Origin of the sequence: Dyella koreensis (assembly GCF_044904565.1) — a bacterium.
Lineage (GTDB): Bacteria > Pseudomonadota > Gammaproteobacteria > Xanthomonadales > Rhodanobacteraceae > Dyella_D > Dyella_D koreensis.
In genome coordinates this window covers 568,689-583,837 of record NZ_JADIKD010000011.1, presented here as the reverse complement: position 1 = coordinate 583,837, position 15,149 = coordinate 568,689, and the positions used below count along the sequence as shown (strand labels likewise).

Genomic DNA, 15,149 nt, shown 5'->3' with positions numbered 1-15,149 from the left:
TGTCCGAGGTTCTCTCATGCCAGGTTCCAGCAAGCAGGCGAATGTGCTCGATTTCCTTCCGGAGACTGAGCGTGCGGCGATTCGTGCCGGCAAGAGTCGTTATGACTGCACGGCGGGGATTCAGAAGGCGATCGATACGTCGAGCCGGGTGTTTATTCCGGCTGGGGTTTATCCGGTCAAGCAGATTAATTTGAAGTCGGGTCTGGAGTTGTATGGGGAGGGGCAGGGGAGTGAGTTGCGTGCCTTCGATGACTCGCTGGCGTGTGAATTCATGCTGGCGACGTATGTGAAGGATGGCGGCAGCAAGAATGTGGCCGACAATATGCGCGGCATCCATCTGCATGATTTCAAGCTCAATGGGCGGGTGGGGGAGTTTGCGTACTCGCAGTACTTCTACCTGCTGGCGGTGAATGCCACGTCCGATCTCACCGTGGAGAAAGTGACGTTTTACGGGTTTCGTGGCGACGGTATGTATGTGGGGTCTGGAACGCTGTCGCAGACGGAACGGCATAACGAGCGGGTCACGGTGCGCAACTGCCTGTTCGACGGCGCGGTGAAGGACAACCGCAATGGATTGTCGGTGATCGATTGCGATGGGCTGACGGTCGAGAGCTGTGTGTTCCGTAATATCGGTAACGCCAAGCTGTCGCGCTCGGTGGGCGGTATCGATTTCGAGCCGGACCACAACTGGAGCGTGTACCGCAATGTGGTGATACGCGGCTGCAGCTTTATCGATATCGACACGGTGAATACCGCCGGCATCACCTTCTTCAACGGTCATCAGACCGGATCGAACATTCATGACTGGCTGGTGGCGAACTGTCAGTTCAAGAACTGCTTCTGGGGCATCGACAGTTCGACCCGGCAGAAGACCGCGACGGATATGGCGGACAACCTGACGGTGGTGAATTGCCATTTCCTGAATTCGGTGCGGGTGGATGTTGGGCTGAAGGGCCTGAGTGGTGCGCGGGTGATGGGCTGCACGTTCGAGCGCTCACCGCCCGGGGCGGGGCCTGGTGGCGATGCGATTCGCCTTGGCGCGATTGCTTCGGCAACCAGTCGCAATGCGGTGAATGCGGTAATCACCGGCAATACCTTTATCGGGATACGGCCGCAGATGGGCGCGATCGGCGTGCTGGGTGTCAGCGGCCTGGTCTGTGCGGGCAACACCTTCCTCGACATCTTTGGAACCTGCATCAACTTCTCCGAGGATGAGTCGGCGGATAGCGCGCGGCACATCGATACCGTGGTCATCTCCGGCAACACCGTGCGGCGAAGCAGCCGTCTGGCATCCGGCAAGGCAATACCCATGGCCTTCCTCAGCACAGGCAAGAATCTGCGCATCAGCAAAGGGCAGATGATGCTCGATGAGCGCTCGTTCGAGTACAACAACCAGGTCGATGCTGGCATTCCGAGAGTTGCGAATGGGGCGACGATTGAGTTTCAGGGGAAGGTGGGGGCGTCCTGAGGGTTGTTGTTTGTGGTCGCGACAATCGCTGGGTTATCGCGCTCTGGCCGCTTATGCAGCGGGCATGTCGGACGCCTGCCGGCGCACGAGTTACTTTCTCTTTGCTGACCAAAGAGAAAGTAACCAAAGAGAAATGGTCTAGAAGAGCGCGGTGTGCTTCGTAGCCACGCATCTTCCAGTGTCAGACGTCGGGTTTGCTCCTGCCCCCTCCCCTGCTCGCAGGGGAGGGTTGGGGAGGGGTGAGTACTTGAGAAAGCGTTTCGGGAGAGGTTGTTCCAAGGGCTTACCCCTCCCAGCCTCCCCCTGCGAGCAGGGGGAGGAGAAAGGTGCGCATGGCTCTGACGACGCCAATCAGTTCCAGAGAAGAGCAGAGCAAGAAACGAAGCCATCCGGATGTCTGGCACTGGAAGATGCGCAGCTAAAAGCCCACCGCCTGCTCTTAGGCCATTTCTCTTTGGTTACTTTCTCTTTGGGCCAACAAAGAGAAAGTGACCCGGACCGCGGCAGCGGTTCGGAAGCCCGCGGCAGGCGAGCCCGGGCACGCAGACGCGACAATCGAAGCGCACCACTACTGGATTCCGGCCTGCGCCGAAATGACGAAGTAGGAGGGAGTGTTGCAAGGGCGGATCCCTCACTCTAGCCCTCCCTCGCGGGGAGCAGAAGCCTCAGGCCCAGCCGCGCAAGCGATACACCCAAAGCCCGATGTACTCATGCATCGCCTGCGACGCATTCCACAACACGGCACGCCGCGGCGCCCACAGATCGCGCACAGGATGCTTCGAAAGCGGCGTCATGGCGGGCGCAGGAATCACATCAAGCCCCTGCTTTTCAAAACTGGCGACAGCGCGTGGCATGTGCGCCGCCGAGGTTACCAATAGAATGCGATGCATCCCACGCTGCTGCAGGATGGTGGCCGAGTTGCGCGCGTTCTCGTAGGTCGTGCGGCTTTCACTTTCGACGTGAAGTGCATCCGCAGACACGCCCTGCTGTTCGAGCATGCCCGCCATGCGAAGGGCGTCGCCTTCGCCACCGGATAGCAAAACAAGGGGCGCGCGTTTCGCCTTGAACAGGAGGTAGCCGAAACCGACGCGGCTGGCGGCGATGTCGGCATCTTCGTCGTCCCAGCGCGTCTGCGGTGGATCGCGTTCGCCACCGAGGATGACGATGGCATCGGCCGAAGGATAGGTCGACGCGGTCTGTGCCGGATACTGGTTCGTCAGCGTCCGCTGCAGCGCAGTGGCGAACGCCGGCGTGGCGCAAAGTGTGAGCCATACCGGTACCAGTGCGATCACACACAGGCCCGTGCGGTAACGGCGGGCCATGACGCATAGCAACCCCGCACCTGCGAGCAGCAGTGCCTGCGCGACAGGATGGCTGAGGTTGAAGAAATAGCTCGGCATGTCTCCCGATCTATTGGCCGCGTTGCTGTACTGCCTGGCCGGTGATGATCGGCCAGCGCCGGGTGGCGAACAGGATGTAGGTAACCAGTACGAAGCAGAACATCGCCAGGCTTACGCCCTGGCCGTACTGGTGCACGATGTTGCCGACGAAGGCCAGGCATATCGCGGCGATCACCAGTACCAGCAAGGTGATGCGTGGGCTCAAGCCGAGCTGCAGCAGCATGTGATGGATGTGCCCGCGATCAGGCTTGAATGGCGACTGGCGATTGCGCATGCGGCGATACATCACGGCGAGCGTGTCGAGCGCGGGCAAAGCCACGCACCACAGCACGTCGACTGGTTGCAGGTCAGAGCTTCCGCTCTGGCTGAGCTGGATCAGCGTCCATCCCAGCAAGTAGCCCAGCGCCATGCTGCCGGCATCGCCCATGAAAATTTTTCTGCCAAAGAAGCCGAGGTTGGCAGCGAGATAGGGCAACATGCCGGCCGCGAGCATGGCGATGAGTATGGTCACGCCCGGCGAGATCTCCTGATGATGAAACATGAAGATGGTGCCGATGCTGACCAGGCCCATGCTGCCGGCGAGGCCGTCGATGCCGTCCATCATGTTGAATGCGTTGAGCAGTCCGATCACGGCGATCAGGGTGAGCGGGATCCCGATGGGACCCAGCTGAATCTGAACGCCGTTGATGATGCCGAGCGTACGGATATAGACGTCTGTACTGCCAATCATCACCAGTATGGCGGCGGTCTGTATCAGCAGGCGTGCGCGCACGCTCAGACCTTGCCGATCGTCCAGCGCACCCATGATGGTGAGTGCGGCGGTAGTGGTCAGCAGGATGCGGTTGAACGGGGTGGAGTCGCCATACCACCAGGCGCCGATCACCACGCCGCAGAAGATCGCCAGGCCGCCTACAAGCGGCACGCTGCCGATGTGCTGCTTGCGTGCGTCGGGGCGGTCGAGCAGGCCCAGAGGCGCCGCCAGGCGGCGCAGGACGACGATCGCGACGGCCGTTGTGAAGAGTGCCGCGGCGCAGGCAATCATCGTTCTTGTGTCGTGCATTTCGTCGCTTCCTCGAGTCAATCCTGACGATGGCGGGCATCGAATAAACCGGGCGCGAGACACGCATCGTCGCCGACTTCTGCGAAGAGGGTGTGACAGTGCCCGGTTGGATCGGAGGAGATGGCGCTGACCTGAAAAGGTTGCGCAACATCACAGTCCTGATGCGTCGAATGAACTACTGCGTATGGAAGTCTTTCCACAGCGAAGGAGAACTCTAAGCGATCTGAGTGAATGTCTTGTGGAATCCTCCGCACTCAGGTTGGTATTGGTTCAGTCATGCGCTCTCAAGTGACGCTACAGTCCGGGGCGTTTCTCGTTTGGCGTCTCTCACTTCCACGCGATGATCAAGAGGAAGCTCATGAAGATTTTTATCGCCACCACACTTGCATTGGCTATCACGGGTTCGGCATTCGCACAGACTGCTCCGCAACAGCCGACCACAGTGAATCAACTTATCGAAAAGCAGCAGGCTAAGCCGGCGGCGCCTGCGCAGATCACTACGCCTGCCCGTGCCAAGGCCGCTGCGCACGGCAGCATGAAGGCCTCGCATCCGGGTCCTGGCGCCGCCGCAGCGGCAGCCGTGGCCGGTACCGGCGGTACGGGCGGCACCGGTGGTACAGGTGGCACCGGCGGTACGACCGGGACGCACTGATCGTTCGATCAAGGGTTTGATCGGTAGATAGCGTCCACCGTGTTCCGGTGGACGCGAATGGGCTTGCCGCAGTTTGGCGCGCAGGCTTGGTAACACTTATGTCATCGGTAGGGGGCCGACGATCCAATCGCCGCGTAGCGGCGTTAGCGCATCTCGAAGGGCTCGACTGATGAACAAACGGCAGGCGTTGGTAATCGCATGTGCTGCGCTGGCATTGCATGCCTGCATATGGGCGCCCGGGCAGCATCTGAGTTCCATGGATCTGACGCGCCAGGGCTCGCTGGACGGCGCACGCTATCAACTGGTGCCGATCACGCCGAAGTTGCTGGCGATGGACAAGAGCACCACCACGCCGGCGACAGTGCCGACTGAGCTGGCCACCTTCAAGCCCGAGCCGTATCGCATCGGTGTGGGTGACTCGCTCTACATCACAGTGTGGGAGCATCCCGAACTGACCTCGCCCGCTGGCTCGCAGCAGCAGCCGAGCGCGAATGGACGTCTGGTGCGTGCGGACGGCACGCTGTTCTATCCCTACGTGGGGCTGCTCAAGGCCGCTGGCATGACGGTGGAAGAACTGCGCGCTGAGTTGACGCGAAGGCTGGCCACCTACGTGGAGCAGCCGCAGGTGGATATGAGCGTGATCAGCTACGGCAATCAGCGCATCACGTTGCGCGGCGCGTTTGTGAAAACCGATCCGCTGCCGGTGACGGTGACACCGATGAGCCTGGAGCAGGCGATCGGCGCGGCACAGGTCAATGCGGATCAGGCGGATCTCTCCGGCCTGGTGCTGACACGCGACGGTCATGACTATCACCTCGATCTCGAAGCGCTGAGTCGTGCGCATGGTCTTGGCGAGATCTGGCTCAAGGCAGGCGATCAGATCTATCTGCCCTACGGCGATCGCAAGGAAGTCTATGTACTGGGCGAAGTCACGCGCCCGGCGGCAGTGCCGTTCAAGACGGGCGACATGATGCTGTCGCAAGCCTTGGGTCGCGTTGGCGGACTCAACGAGGTGACGGCGAAGGGCAATGCGGTATACGTGATCCGCGGCGTGGAAGATATGGAGAAGACGCCGGCGACGATCTATCAGCTGAGCGCGCAATCGCCGACAGCGTTCGCGCTGGCTTCGCAATTCCCGGTGCATCCCGGTGACGTGGTCTTTGTCGGGCCGGCCGGTGTGACGCGCTGGAACCGTTTCCTCTCGCAGCTGTTGCCTTTGTCGGGGCTGATCAGCAACGCGGCCTCGGCTAAGAGCAACCTCAATAATTGATGCCTATGTGCATGATGCTGACGCCGCGGCGGGGCCTGTACCGCCTCGCGGTCGTGACGGGTGTGCTGTGCCTGATGAGCGCGTGCACCGACGTATCCATGGGCAGTCTGGAGACGGTGAAGCAGGCGGTGCATGGCGGCACCAGCGTGCGTCCCACGGCGGAGTCGGTCGCGGCTGAGCCGTACTACCAGTTGCAGGTTTCCGCGCCGGGTGGCGAAGCGATTCTGCTGCTGGCCAGTGCGCAGGGCGATCTGCTCGGTTGGTACGGACCGGATGGGCAAGCAGTGTTCCTCAAGCACGGCGTGCTGGTGAAGACGCTGGGTCTGACGCGGAACCTGGATGCGTTGTTGGAGGAAGGCGATCCGTTTGCGAGCGGCTTGCAGCATGTGCAGGCACCGGTCGCCTATCAGCGTGTGATGGATTGGTCGCCGGACTATCACTACGGCATCCATGTGCAGGCGAAGTTGCAGCCGATGGCCATGGAAGACGTCGATATTCTCGGCACCGTACATCATCTGCGCCGCTTCGATGAGCATCTGCATGCGGCGGAGATCGGCTTCGATGTGGTGAACCGATATTGGGTCGATCCGGCCGATGGCTTTATCTGGAAGAGCCGGCAGTATGCGGCGCCCGGACAGGCGCTGGAGATGATTCAGTTGCGTCCTTATCGAGGGCCGCAAACATGAGGCCGGTACGCATGCTTATGCTGTGTGCCGGGCTGCTCGTGTCGTGCAGTGTTGCGCAGGCAGCGACCTCCATCCGGGTCAGTGGCGAAGTCGGTCATCCAGGTGTGCAGGTACTGGGTGCATCGCCGCGCCTGGTGGATGCCGCTACTTCAGCGCAGGTGAATCCGGATGCCTACATGCTCGGCGCGCTCTGGTCGCAGCAGACCTTGGTATTGCCGCAGCGACGATTGCAGGCTGGCCTGTTGTACGAACTCGGTGCGGTGCGCGATCAGGCCTTGCGCGCAGGCAACCCGGCACTGGCGACGCTCAGCGGCAACTTGCGCGATTGGCTGAAGGCCATGCCGGTGACTGGCCGGCGCATTGTGCATACGCTGGATCCTGCGGCGTTGGCGGCAAGCGATGCCGACAATCTGCCGATCGACGATGGCGATGCGCTGGCTTATCCCGCGCGTCCGGCGACGGTGCGGGTGGTGGGAGCGGTGGTCAAACCGTGCGAGCTGCCGCATGTCGCCCTGAAGGATCCGCGCGACTATGTGGCCGCCTGCCCGACCGCGATGGCCGACCGCGATCTGCTGTATGCGATCCAGCCTGACGGCCAGGTATTCGAGTTGGGTATCGCGCTGTGGAATGGCGATGCGCCGATCTCGCTGGCGCCCGGCGCCATGGTTTATGTGCCGCTGGACAAGCGCGCGATCCAGGGTGCCGTGGATGAGCACTTCAATCGCGAGATGGCGGATTTTCTCGCCACCCAGCCGCTTGATAACGCCGGAGTGCCGCCTTGATCGCCGGTCGCCCGCGTTCCTGCAGCCGCATGATGCTGCCGGCCAGTCTGTTGCTGGCGCAATGCATTGCTGGCGCACTGCATGCGCAGAACGCGCCGGGTTATACCCATAATGATTTCGGTGAGGTCGGTCTGCTGCAGACGCCGACCGCGCGCATGGCCGATGAAGGCGATCTGGCGTTCACCGCGACGCGTACCTATCCGTACACGCACTACAACCTCTCGTTACAACCGCTGCCGTGGATGGAGGCTGCTTTTCGCTATAGCGCGGTGAGCAACCGGCTGTACGGACCGATCGGGCTGAGCGGACACCAAAGCTACAAAGACAAGTCCATCGACCTGAAGGTGCGACTGTGGGATGAGACGCGCTGGTGGCCGGCGGTGGCGGTGGGCGGGCGCGATATCGCCGGCACCGGTCTTTTCAGCAGCGAATACGTGGTGGCCAGCAAGCGCTTCGGGCCGGTCGATTTCACCCTGGGCATGGCCTGGGGCAACATGGGTGCACGCGGCGACATCAAGAGTCCGCTGGGCTGGCTGTACAGCGGTTTCGACAATCGCGCGGGCAACACCAATCAGCAGGGTGGCGAATTCAATACGCTGCGCTATTTCCGCGGCCCGGCTGCTGTCATCGGCGGCATCGAATACCAGACACCGCTGGACAAGCTGCGCCTGAAGGTGGAGCTGGACGGCAACAACTACAAGCACGAGGCACTCGCCAACAACCTCCGCCAGCGTTCGCCGGTCAATGTCGCGCTGCTATATCGGGTCAACCGCAACGTAGATGTCACGGTGGGCTACGAGCGCGGCGACACCGTGATGGCGACGCTGAGCCTGCATTCCAATCTGGCACAGCATGCGGAACCGAAGAAGACGCTCGATCCGGCGCCGGAACCCTTGCGTGAGGTGGCATCCACGCCGGTGCCCGCCGAAGGCCCGGCGGCGTTGCCGCGCAAACCGCCGGGGCAGGTCGATTGGGACGAGCTGAGCCGTGCGCTGGGCGACAATGCGGGCATCGATGTCAGCAGCATCGGGCGCCGTGGCTCCGAACTGGTGATTCATGGCGAGCAGCGCAGCTACTTCTATCCGTCGCGTGGCGTCGGGCGCATGTCGCGGGTGCTGGACAATCGCGTCGACGACAGCATCGACTGGTTCACGCTGTCCAGCGAAGCTCATGGCATGCCGATGGTCGAGGACAGCGTGCATCGGCCGCGCTTTGTCGAACTGCTCGACCATCGCATTGACATGCAGGAGATGCGCCGCAGCGTGGAGCAGAACCCGCCGGCGATCCAGCCCGAAGAAGTGCTGTATACCAAGCCGCCGAAGAAATTCGACGCGGGTGTGGCGTTGGGCTATCAGCAGAGCCTGGGTGGACCGAACGCGTTCGTGCTCTATCAGTTCAGCGCCAACGGTAGCGCTACCTACCGCTTCAATCGCAATTTGTGGTGGGACGGACAGGTCAACGTCAACCTGTTCAATAACTACGACAAGTTCACCTATACCGCGCCCAGCTTGCTGCCGCGCGTGCGCACCAATATCCGCGAGTACCTGACCACCTCCGATGTGACCATGCCGAATTTCCAGATCACGGGCACGCATGTGCTGGCCCCGGATCTGTTCGGCATGGCCTACGCGGGCATGCTGGAGTCGATGTACGCGGGCGCTGGCGGCGAGGTGCTCTATCGTCCGTACGGCGAGCGCTGGGCGCTCGGCGTGGACATGAACTGGGTACGTCAGCGTGGCTTCCGCCAGGACTTTGCGTTGCGCGGTTATCACACCGTGGTGGGCAACGCGACGCTGTACGTGAACACCGGTTTCCACGACGTGACCCTGGCCATGAGCGTGGGCCGCTATCTGGCGAAGGACTATGGCGCCACCCTGGATATCTCACGCGAATTCAGCAACGGCGTACGCATGGGTGCGTATGCGACGTTGACTAACAAGTCGGGTACGCAGACGGGTGAGGGCAGTTTCGACAAGGGCATCTACTTCTCGATCCCGTTCGACCTGCTGTTGCCGCGCTCCAGTACCAGTCGCGCCACCTTCATGTGGGAGCCGCTGTTGCGCGATGGCGGTGCCCGTTTGAACCGGCGCTACAGCCTGTATGAAATGACCAGCGACCGTGACAGCGATCTGTTCGAGAAGAACCTGGAAAAGATTGCCGAGTGAGGCCTGCCGGAAAGACGGTCGGCATGTTCTACTTGGCAACCCATCCAGGCAAAGAGGTTCCCATGTCCACTGTCACTCTTAAAGGCAACCCCGTGCAGGTCGATGGCCATTTCCCGGCCAGCGGCGAAAAGGCTCCGGCGTTCTCGCTGGTCGGCAAGGATCTCTCCGATGTCTCGCTGGCGACGTTTGCTGGCAAGCGCAAGGTGCTGAACATCTTCCCCAGCGTCGACACGCCAACTTGCGCCACTTCGGTGCGCCGTTTCAATGAAAAGGCCAGCCAGCTCGACAACGCCGTAGTGCTGTGCATTTCCGCCGACCTGCCATTTGCGCAGGCGCGCTTCTGTGGCGCGGAAGGCCTGGATAACGTGGTGACGCTGTCCACCCTGCGTGGTCATGAGTTCCTGCAGAACTACGGCGTGGCGATCGCTTCCGGCCCGCTGGCTGGCCTGGCCGCGCGTGCCGTGGTGGTGCTGGATGCGAACGATCAGGTGGTGCATGCGGAAATGGTTGGCGAGATCGCCAACGAGCCGAACTACGACGCAGCGCTGAAAGTACTGGGTTGATCGATGTAGGAGCGCACCCTGTGCGCGAAAGCCCTGCGTAGCTGGGCTGCTTTGCGGCCGTTCGCGCACAGGGTGCGCTCCTACAGAAAACAAAAAGGCCGGGCGAAAGCCCGGCCTTTTTTACGCGTGATGGCGAAACTTACTTCGCTTCCATCAGCGCCTTGGTGATGTCGAGCATGCGGTTGGAGAAACCCCACTCGTTGTCGTACCAGCTCAGCACCTTCACCAGCGTGCCGCCCATGACGCGGGTCTGGGTGGCGTCGTAGGTGGAAGAAGCCGGGTTGTGGTTGAAGTCGACCGAAACCAGCGGCTTGGTATTCACCGCCAGGATGCCCTTCAGCGCGCCGTTGGCGGCTTCGTTGATCGCGGCGTCGATTTCTTCCTTAGTGGTCGCACGCGCGGCGACGAACGACAGGTCGACCACCGACACGTTGATGGTCGGCACGCGCATGGCGAAACCGTCCAGCTTGCCGTTGAGCGCCGGCAGCACCAGGCCCACCGCGGCAGCGGCGCCGGTTTTGGTCGGGATCTGGCTCATCGTGGCCGAACGGGCGCGGCGCAGGTCGGAGTGATAGACGTCCGTCAGCACCTGGTCATTGGTGTAGGCGTGGATGGTGGTCATCAGGCCGTGCACGATGCCGATCTTGTCGTGCAGCACCTTGGCCAGCGGCGCGAGGCAGTTGGTGGTGCAGGAGGCGTTGGAGATGACCTGGTCGGTGGGCTTGATCTGGTCGTGGTTCACGCCGAAGACGAAGGTGCCGTCCACGTCCTTGTCGCCAGGAGCGGAGATCACCACCTTCTTGGCGCCTGCGGCGATGTGCGCGCTGGCCTTGGCCTTCGAGGTGAAGAAGCCGGTGCATTCCAGCACCACGTCCACGCCCAGATCCTTCCACGGCAGCTTCGACGGGTCACGCTCGGCGCAGACCTTGATGCGGTCGCCGTTGACGATCAGATCGCCGCCATCCACCGACACGGTGCCCGGGAACTTGCCATGGGCGGTGTCGTACTGGGTGAGGTGGGCGTTGGTCTCGGCGTCGCCGAGGTCGTTGACCGCAACGATCTGAAACTCGTTGGTGCGGCCGGATTCGTACAGCGCGCGCAGAACATTGCGGCCGATGCGACCGTAACCATTGATGGCGACCTTGATGGCCATGAGACAGCGTCCTCCGGTGTGATGACGGGCAGCAGCAGCCGGGTCCGGCCGCCAAAGCGGACATTTTAGCCGGAACCGGGGGCCCATCTCATCCGGCACGGTTCATGGCACTGACAGGTGGGGTAGGCTCGGCGGGTTGGGTAGATAGTCTTAATCCGTGGAGCCAGGTTTATGAGCGACGAGCAGCAGGTGATCGACATCACGCTGGAGCAGGTGACGGACTATGAGTTCCGGGTGCGTTTCGACGACACCGCCATCCCCGACCTGCTCACTGACGAGACCCCTCCGCTGGGTCAGGGCGCAGGTCCCAATCCTTCGCGCATGCTGGCCGCGGCGGTGGCCAATTGCCTGTCGGCCAGCCTGTTGTTTGCCCTGCGCAAATACAAGAATCAGCCGGGCAGCCTGGGCGCGCGTGCGCGGGCCACGCTTGAGCGCAATGAAAAGGGGCGATGGCGGGTGGTGCGCATCGCGGTGGAGCTGAGCCTGTCGAACGTGGAGACCGACCTGTCCCACCTGGATCGCGCGCTGGCCCAGTTCGAGGATTTCTGCATCGTCACCGAGAGCGTGCGGCAAGGTGTGCCGGTGGATGTGAGCGTGCGCGATGCCACGGGCACTTTGCTGCACAAGGCGGCCACGGGCTGACCACGGACTGTCGTGCGGCTGTGGCACACTCCACGGCCGCTTTTTCAGGACTCTGCTTATGTTTCCGACGCGACGCGTGCTCGCCAGTCTGCTGGCTACCTTGGTCTTGGCCCCGTCCGCCCACGCCTGGGGCCGGCAGGGTCACGCCATCATTGCCGAGCTGGCGCAGCGGCACCTGAGCCCTTCCGCCGAAGCCGAGATCGAACGGCTGCTGGCGCCGGATCACACCAAGTCCCTGGCCGATATTGCGAGCTGGGCCGACGAGCTGCGCAATGATCCGGCGCAGCAGGCGCTATGGGACAAGACGCGCGGCTTGCATTACATCAATTTCCGCAGCGAGACCTGCGACTACACGCCGCCGCGCGACTGTCCCGACGGGCTATGCATCGTCGGTGGCCTGGATCATTACGTGCAGGTGCTGGAGGACCGCAGCCAGCCGGATGAAGCGCGCTTGCAGGCCTTGAAGTTCGTGGTGCATTTCGTTGGTGACGTGCACCAGCCGCTGCATGCCGGCTATCGCGATGATAAGGGCGGCAACGCCTACCAGGTGCAGTTCAATGGCAAGGGCACCAACCTGCATAGCGTGTGGGATTCGGGGCTGCTTGGCACCAAGGGCCTGGATTGGCAGCCGTATGCCAAGGAGCTGGACGCGCGCGGTCCGGTGTCGCTGCCGCCGCCGATCGCGCCGCTGGATAACAACTATGCGCAATGGGCCGAGGATTCCTGCGCCGCCACCCGCGACATCTATCCGGACGGGCACAAGATCGAACAGGCCTATGTGGACAAGGCATTGCCCGTGGCCGAGTTGCGGCTGCGCGAAGCTGGACGGCGTTTGGCGGAAGTGCTCAACCTGGCACTGACTGGCAATTGATACGGAGCTGGGTCGCCGCGGAAGCGGCGACCCAGCATCACTCAGCGAGCCGCGGCGTTACCGATGTTCCGTTGCAGGAAGTCGAGCATCTTCTGATATGCCTCCTGCCGGTGCTCGGGCAGGAAGAAGCCGTGGCCTTCCAGGGGTTCGACCAGCTTGTCGTAGTGCTTGCCCTGGCGGTCCAGTGCAGCCGTGAATTCCTGGAAATTCTTGAACGGCACGCGCTGATCGTCCTTGCCGTGCAGCAGCAGGATGTCGGCCTTGATCTTCTCCGCACCACTCAGCGGCGAGCGCCGCAGCAGGTCGTCGCGATCTTCGCCGAGCGCGAGTTTCAGATACGCCGTGCCGCGATCGGTGCGTTGCGTGTCGCTCTTGTCCATCTGCACACGCAGGTCGTAGACACCGGCATAGCCGATGGCGCACTTATAGAGATCCGGTTCGCGCACAGCACCCTGGAGCGCGGCGTAGCCGCCGTAGCTGGCGCCGTAGATGCAGATCCGCTTAGGGTCGGCGTAGCCTTGCTTGATCGCCCATTCAGTGGCGTCGGTCAGGTCGTCCTGCATGCTCAGGCCCCATTGCTTGTAGCCGCGCTGCTGAAAGTGCATGCCGTAACCGCCGGAGCCGCGGTAGTTGATCTGCAGCACGGTGTAGCCGCGGCTGGCGAACAGTTGCGCTTCGCGGTCGTAACCCCACTGGTCGGCGATGCCGTGTGGGCCACCGTGCGGCAGCACGATCAACGGATGCGGCTGGCTGCCCGCCGGCTGGGTGAGAAAGCCGTGCAGGGCGAGACCGTCGCGCGCCGTGAGTTCGATCGGCTGCATGGGCCGCATATGCTGCGGATCGATCCAGGGTTCCGCGCTCATCAGGTAGTGCGCTTCGCGGCTGTCCAGATCGAACAGATAGAAGTCACCGGGATTGCGGTCGCTGGCGACATGCACGATGGCGTGCTTGCCGTCCTGGGTGAAGCTGGAGAAGTAGGCGAGCTGGTCGGGAAAGTTGACGGCCAGGGCCTTGCTGAGGCGCGCCTCCTGGCTGCTTTCGTCAAAGTAGTGCAGCGTGCGCTTGCCGTCGTGATTGACGACGGCGTAGTAGTCCTTGCCATCGGCCGTTTGCAGCAGATGGCCCGGATCGGCGAACTGCCCCTGGAACAGCGGCGTGCGCTGGCGGGTGGCGACATCCATCAGCTCGATCGCATCGGGACGGTTGCCCTGCGATACGCGCACGTAGAGTTTGCTGTTGTCGCGATTGAAACCCTCCGGATGGATGTCCACGCCGGATTTGGACGGCTCGTTGATCAGCTCCCACGCCGCGTCGTTGTTGGCGCGCAGCCATAGCATTTCGCCGTTGGCGTTGTTGTTGGCGTAAGCAACGCGCACCTGGCCTGCGTGGTCGGCGACCATGCTGGCGTTGCGCGCTGGCGAGACGCCCACACGCGCGGTGCGACCGGTGCGCACGTTGAGGCGTTCGATCTCGGTGAAGTTGCCTTCGGCGGCACGGGTGTAGTCGTTGACGGCGATCAGGATCTGATCCTGGCCGACGGGTTGGTCGCCGATCGGCTCGGCGAAGGCGTAGCGGCTTTCCCGCGAGGCGATATGCGTGCCGGTGGTTTCGCCGCCGGCGCGATAGCCGAACAGGTTGACCTGATGCGTGCCGTCCGGGTCGATGGCGAACAGTTCGCCGGTCAGCCATGGCGTATCCAGGCCGTCGTGCTTCACTGCCATGGACGCGATCAGGCGGTTGTCGCCGACCCACTGGTAGCTGGCGATCAGGGCTTCGCGGCCGGAGTGGAGGACGCGCACGATCTTTGCGGTCTTGCCGTCCAGTACGGCGAGCAGGTTTTCGTGCGGCTTGTCGCTCATCGGCACGATTGCCGCGAGGTACTTGCCGTCGGGCGACAGGGTGACGTCGGAGAAGTCAGGTGGCCGGATGAAGTCGACGATGGGTGGCGGCGACGAGGCTTTGGCGGCGTCTGGCGCAGCCTGCGTATAAGCGGCCGCGCTGGTGAGCATGAAGAGCAGGGCAGCGGGTAATCGTACGGCGATCGTCATGACTCTCCTTCCATGGGGATGTTCCGTTGGCCGGGCAGTATCGACGGCGCGGGCAGGGCAGCTCAATGCGTCGCTGTGTTGCTGATTTTTCGTAAGGCGTGCGACAGGCAGCGGATAGAGCGGGCCGGGTGTTTCGTGACGAGATTTGCTGCGATGCAAAATGCTTTTGCCGAGTTGCATGAGGGCCTTCGCGGTGGCTTGGGGAGCCCATGCGTCGCGCCTGTCGACATCTCTGTCGATGGTCTTTTCCGAGCGCGGGGAGGGCGTTGGCATTTGGCCATTTCGATGGCCATACGCCATACCAGTCATCCCCTCTCGCGCTAATCCCATCGTCGACTGGTAATACCAGTTCACTGAAGTGGTAGACGTATCGGCATGGGGCGTCGCCG

Annotated in this window: 13 protein-coding genes; 9 read left to right on the top strand and 4 right to left on the bottom strand. The window is 62.5% G+C overall.

Annotated features, from left to right (window positions below; all coding sequences use genetic code 11):
- Positions 1–16: 16 nt before the first annotated feature.
- Positions 17–1,468: a right-handed parallel beta-helix repeat-containing protein gene (locus ISS97_RS14600; protein WP_379985692.1), complete on the top strand. Its 1,452-nt coding sequence runs from the start codon at positions 17–19 to the stop codon at positions 1,466–1,468.
- Between the two features lie 665 nt (positions 1,469–2,133).
- On the opposite strand, the gene ISS97_RS14595 is transcribed toward ISS97_RS14600, so the two are convergent.
- Entirely contained in the window at positions 2,134–2,868 is a 735-nt protein-coding gene (locus tag ISS97_RS14595; protein WP_379985693.1) for a YdcF family protein, read from the bottom strand.
- Positions 2,869–2,878: 10 nt separating this feature from the next.
- A complete protein-coding gene (locus ISS97_RS14590; RefSeq protein WP_379985694.1) occupies positions 2,879–3,928 on the bottom strand; it encodes an undecaprenyl/decaprenyl-phosphate alpha-N-acetylglucosaminyl 1-phosphate transferase in 1,050 nt (349 codons plus the stop codon).
- A gap of 358 nt (positions 3,929–4,286) precedes the next feature.
- Here ISS97_RS14590 and ISS97_RS14585 point away from each other — a divergent pair, with 358 nt between their 5' ends.
- The 6 genes from ISS97_RS14585 (at position 4,287) to tpx (ending at position 10,046) form a co-directional block, all read left to right on the top strand.
- Positions 4,287–4,580, top strand: a complete 294-nt coding sequence (locus ISS97_RS14585; RefSeq protein WP_379985695.1) for a hypothetical protein — start codon at positions 4,287–4,289, stop codon at positions 4,578–4,580.
- A gap of 256 nt (positions 4,581–4,836) precedes the next feature.
- Complete coding sequence (locus ISS97_RS14580; RefSeq protein ID WP_379985696.1) at positions 4,837–5,850, top strand: polysaccharide biosynthesis/export family protein; 1,014 nt, start codon at positions 4,837–4,839, stop codon at positions 5,848–5,850.
- Positions 5,851–5,861: 11 nt separating this feature from the next.
- Positions 5,862–6,536: a YjbF family lipoprotein gene (locus ISS97_RS14575; RefSeq protein WP_379985697.1), complete on the top strand. Its 675-nt coding sequence runs from the start codon at positions 5,862–5,864 to the stop codon at positions 6,534–6,536.
- 11 nt (positions 6,537–6,547) lie between these two features.
- Positions 6,548–7,318, top strand: a complete 771-nt coding sequence (locus ISS97_RS14570) for a capsule biosynthesis GfcC family protein (RefSeq protein ID WP_379985698.1) — start codon at positions 6,548–6,550, stop codon at positions 7,316–7,318.
- Positions 7,315–9,483 carry a YjbH domain-containing protein gene (locus ISS97_RS14565; protein WP_379985699.1) on the top strand — a complete coding sequence of 723 codons (2,169 nt, stop codon included), beginning with the start codon at positions 7,315–7,317 and terminating at the stop codon, positions 9,481–9,483. The genes ISS97_RS14570 and ISS97_RS14565 overlap by 4 nt, the downstream gene beginning before the upstream one ends.
- A 62-nt stretch (positions 9,484–9,545) precedes the next feature.
- Positions 9,546–10,046 carry a thiol peroxidase gene (tpx, locus tag ISS97_RS14560; protein ID WP_379985700.1) on the top strand — a complete coding sequence of 167 codons (501 nt, stop codon included), beginning with the start codon at positions 9,546–9,548 and terminating at the stop codon, positions 10,044–10,046.
- Between the two features lie 139 nt (positions 10,047–10,185).
- Here the strand turns inward: tpx and gap are convergent, their stop codons facing one another.
- Positions 10,186–11,199, bottom strand: coding sequence for a type I glyceraldehyde-3-phosphate dehydrogenase (gap, locus tag ISS97_RS14555; protein WP_379985701.1), 1,014 nt, complete (start codon positions 11,197–11,199; stop codon positions 10,186–10,188).
- A gap of 171 nt (positions 11,200–11,370) precedes the next feature.
- Here gap and ISS97_RS14550 point away from each other — a divergent pair, with 171 nt between their 5' ends.
- Both ISS97_RS14550 and ISS97_RS14545 read left to right on the top strand, forming a co-directional pair.
- A complete protein-coding gene (locus tag ISS97_RS14550) occupies positions 11,371–11,841 on the top strand; it encodes an OsmC family protein (protein ID WP_379985702.1) in 471 nt (156 codons plus the stop codon).
- A 58-nt stretch (positions 11,842–11,899) separates the two neighbouring features.
- Complete coding sequence (locus ISS97_RS14545) at positions 11,900–12,712, top strand: S1/P1 nuclease (protein ID WP_379985703.1); 813 nt, start codon at positions 11,900–11,902, stop codon at positions 12,710–12,712.
- Between the two features lie 41 nt (positions 12,713–12,753).
- On the opposite strand, the gene ISS97_RS14540 is transcribed toward ISS97_RS14545, so the two are convergent.
- Entirely contained in the window at positions 12,754–14,760 is a 2,007-nt protein-coding gene (locus ISS97_RS14540) for an alpha/beta hydrolase family protein (protein ID WP_379985704.1), read from the bottom strand.
- Positions 14,761–15,149 lie beyond the last annotated feature (389 nt).

Coding starts and splice junctions, on each gene's coding strand:
- ISS97_RS14575 (WP_379985697.1), top strand. CDS start 5,862: ATGATGCTGACGCCGCGGCGGGGCCTGTACCGCCTCGCGGTCGTGACG.
- ISS97_RS14570 (WP_379985698.1), top strand. CDS start 6,548: ATGCTTATGCTGTGTGCCGGGCTGCTCGTGTCGTGCAGTGTTGCGCAG.
- ISS97_RS14540 (WP_379985704.1), bottom strand. CDS start 14,760: ATGACGATCGCCGTACGATTACCCGCTGCCCTGCTCTTCATGCTCACC.
- ISS97_RS14595 (WP_379985693.1), bottom strand. CDS start 2,868: ATGCCGAGCTATTTCTTCAACCTCAGCCATCCTGTCGCGCAGGCACTG.
- ISS97_RS14600 (WP_379985692.1), top strand. CDS start 17: ATGCCAGGTTCCAGCAAGCAGGCGAATGTGCTCGATTTCCTTCCGGAG.
- ISS97_RS14550 (WP_379985702.1), top strand. CDS start 11,371: ATGAGCGACGAGCAGCAGGTGATCGACATCACGCTGGAGCAGGTGACG.
- tpx (WP_379985700.1), top strand. CDS start 9,546: ATGTCCACTGTCACTCTTAAAGGCAACCCCGTGCAGGTCGATGGCCAT.
- ISS97_RS14545 (WP_379985703.1), top strand. CDS start 11,900: ATGTTTCCGACGCGACGCGTGCTCGCCAGTCTGCTGGCTACCTTGGTC.
- ISS97_RS14590 (WP_379985694.1), bottom strand. CDS start 3,928: ATGCACGACACAAGAACGATGATTGCCTGCGCCGCGGCACTCTTCACA.
- ISS97_RS14580 (WP_379985696.1), top strand. CDS start 4,837: ATGGATCTGACGCGCCAGGGCTCGCTGGACGGCGCACGCTATCAACTG.
- gap (WP_379985701.1), bottom strand. CDS start 11,199: ATGGCCATCAAGGTCGCCATCAATGGTTACGGTCGCATCGGCCGCAAT.
- ISS97_RS14585 (WP_379985695.1), top strand. CDS start 4,287: ATGAAGATTTTTATCGCCACCACACTTGCATTGGCTATCACGGGTTCG.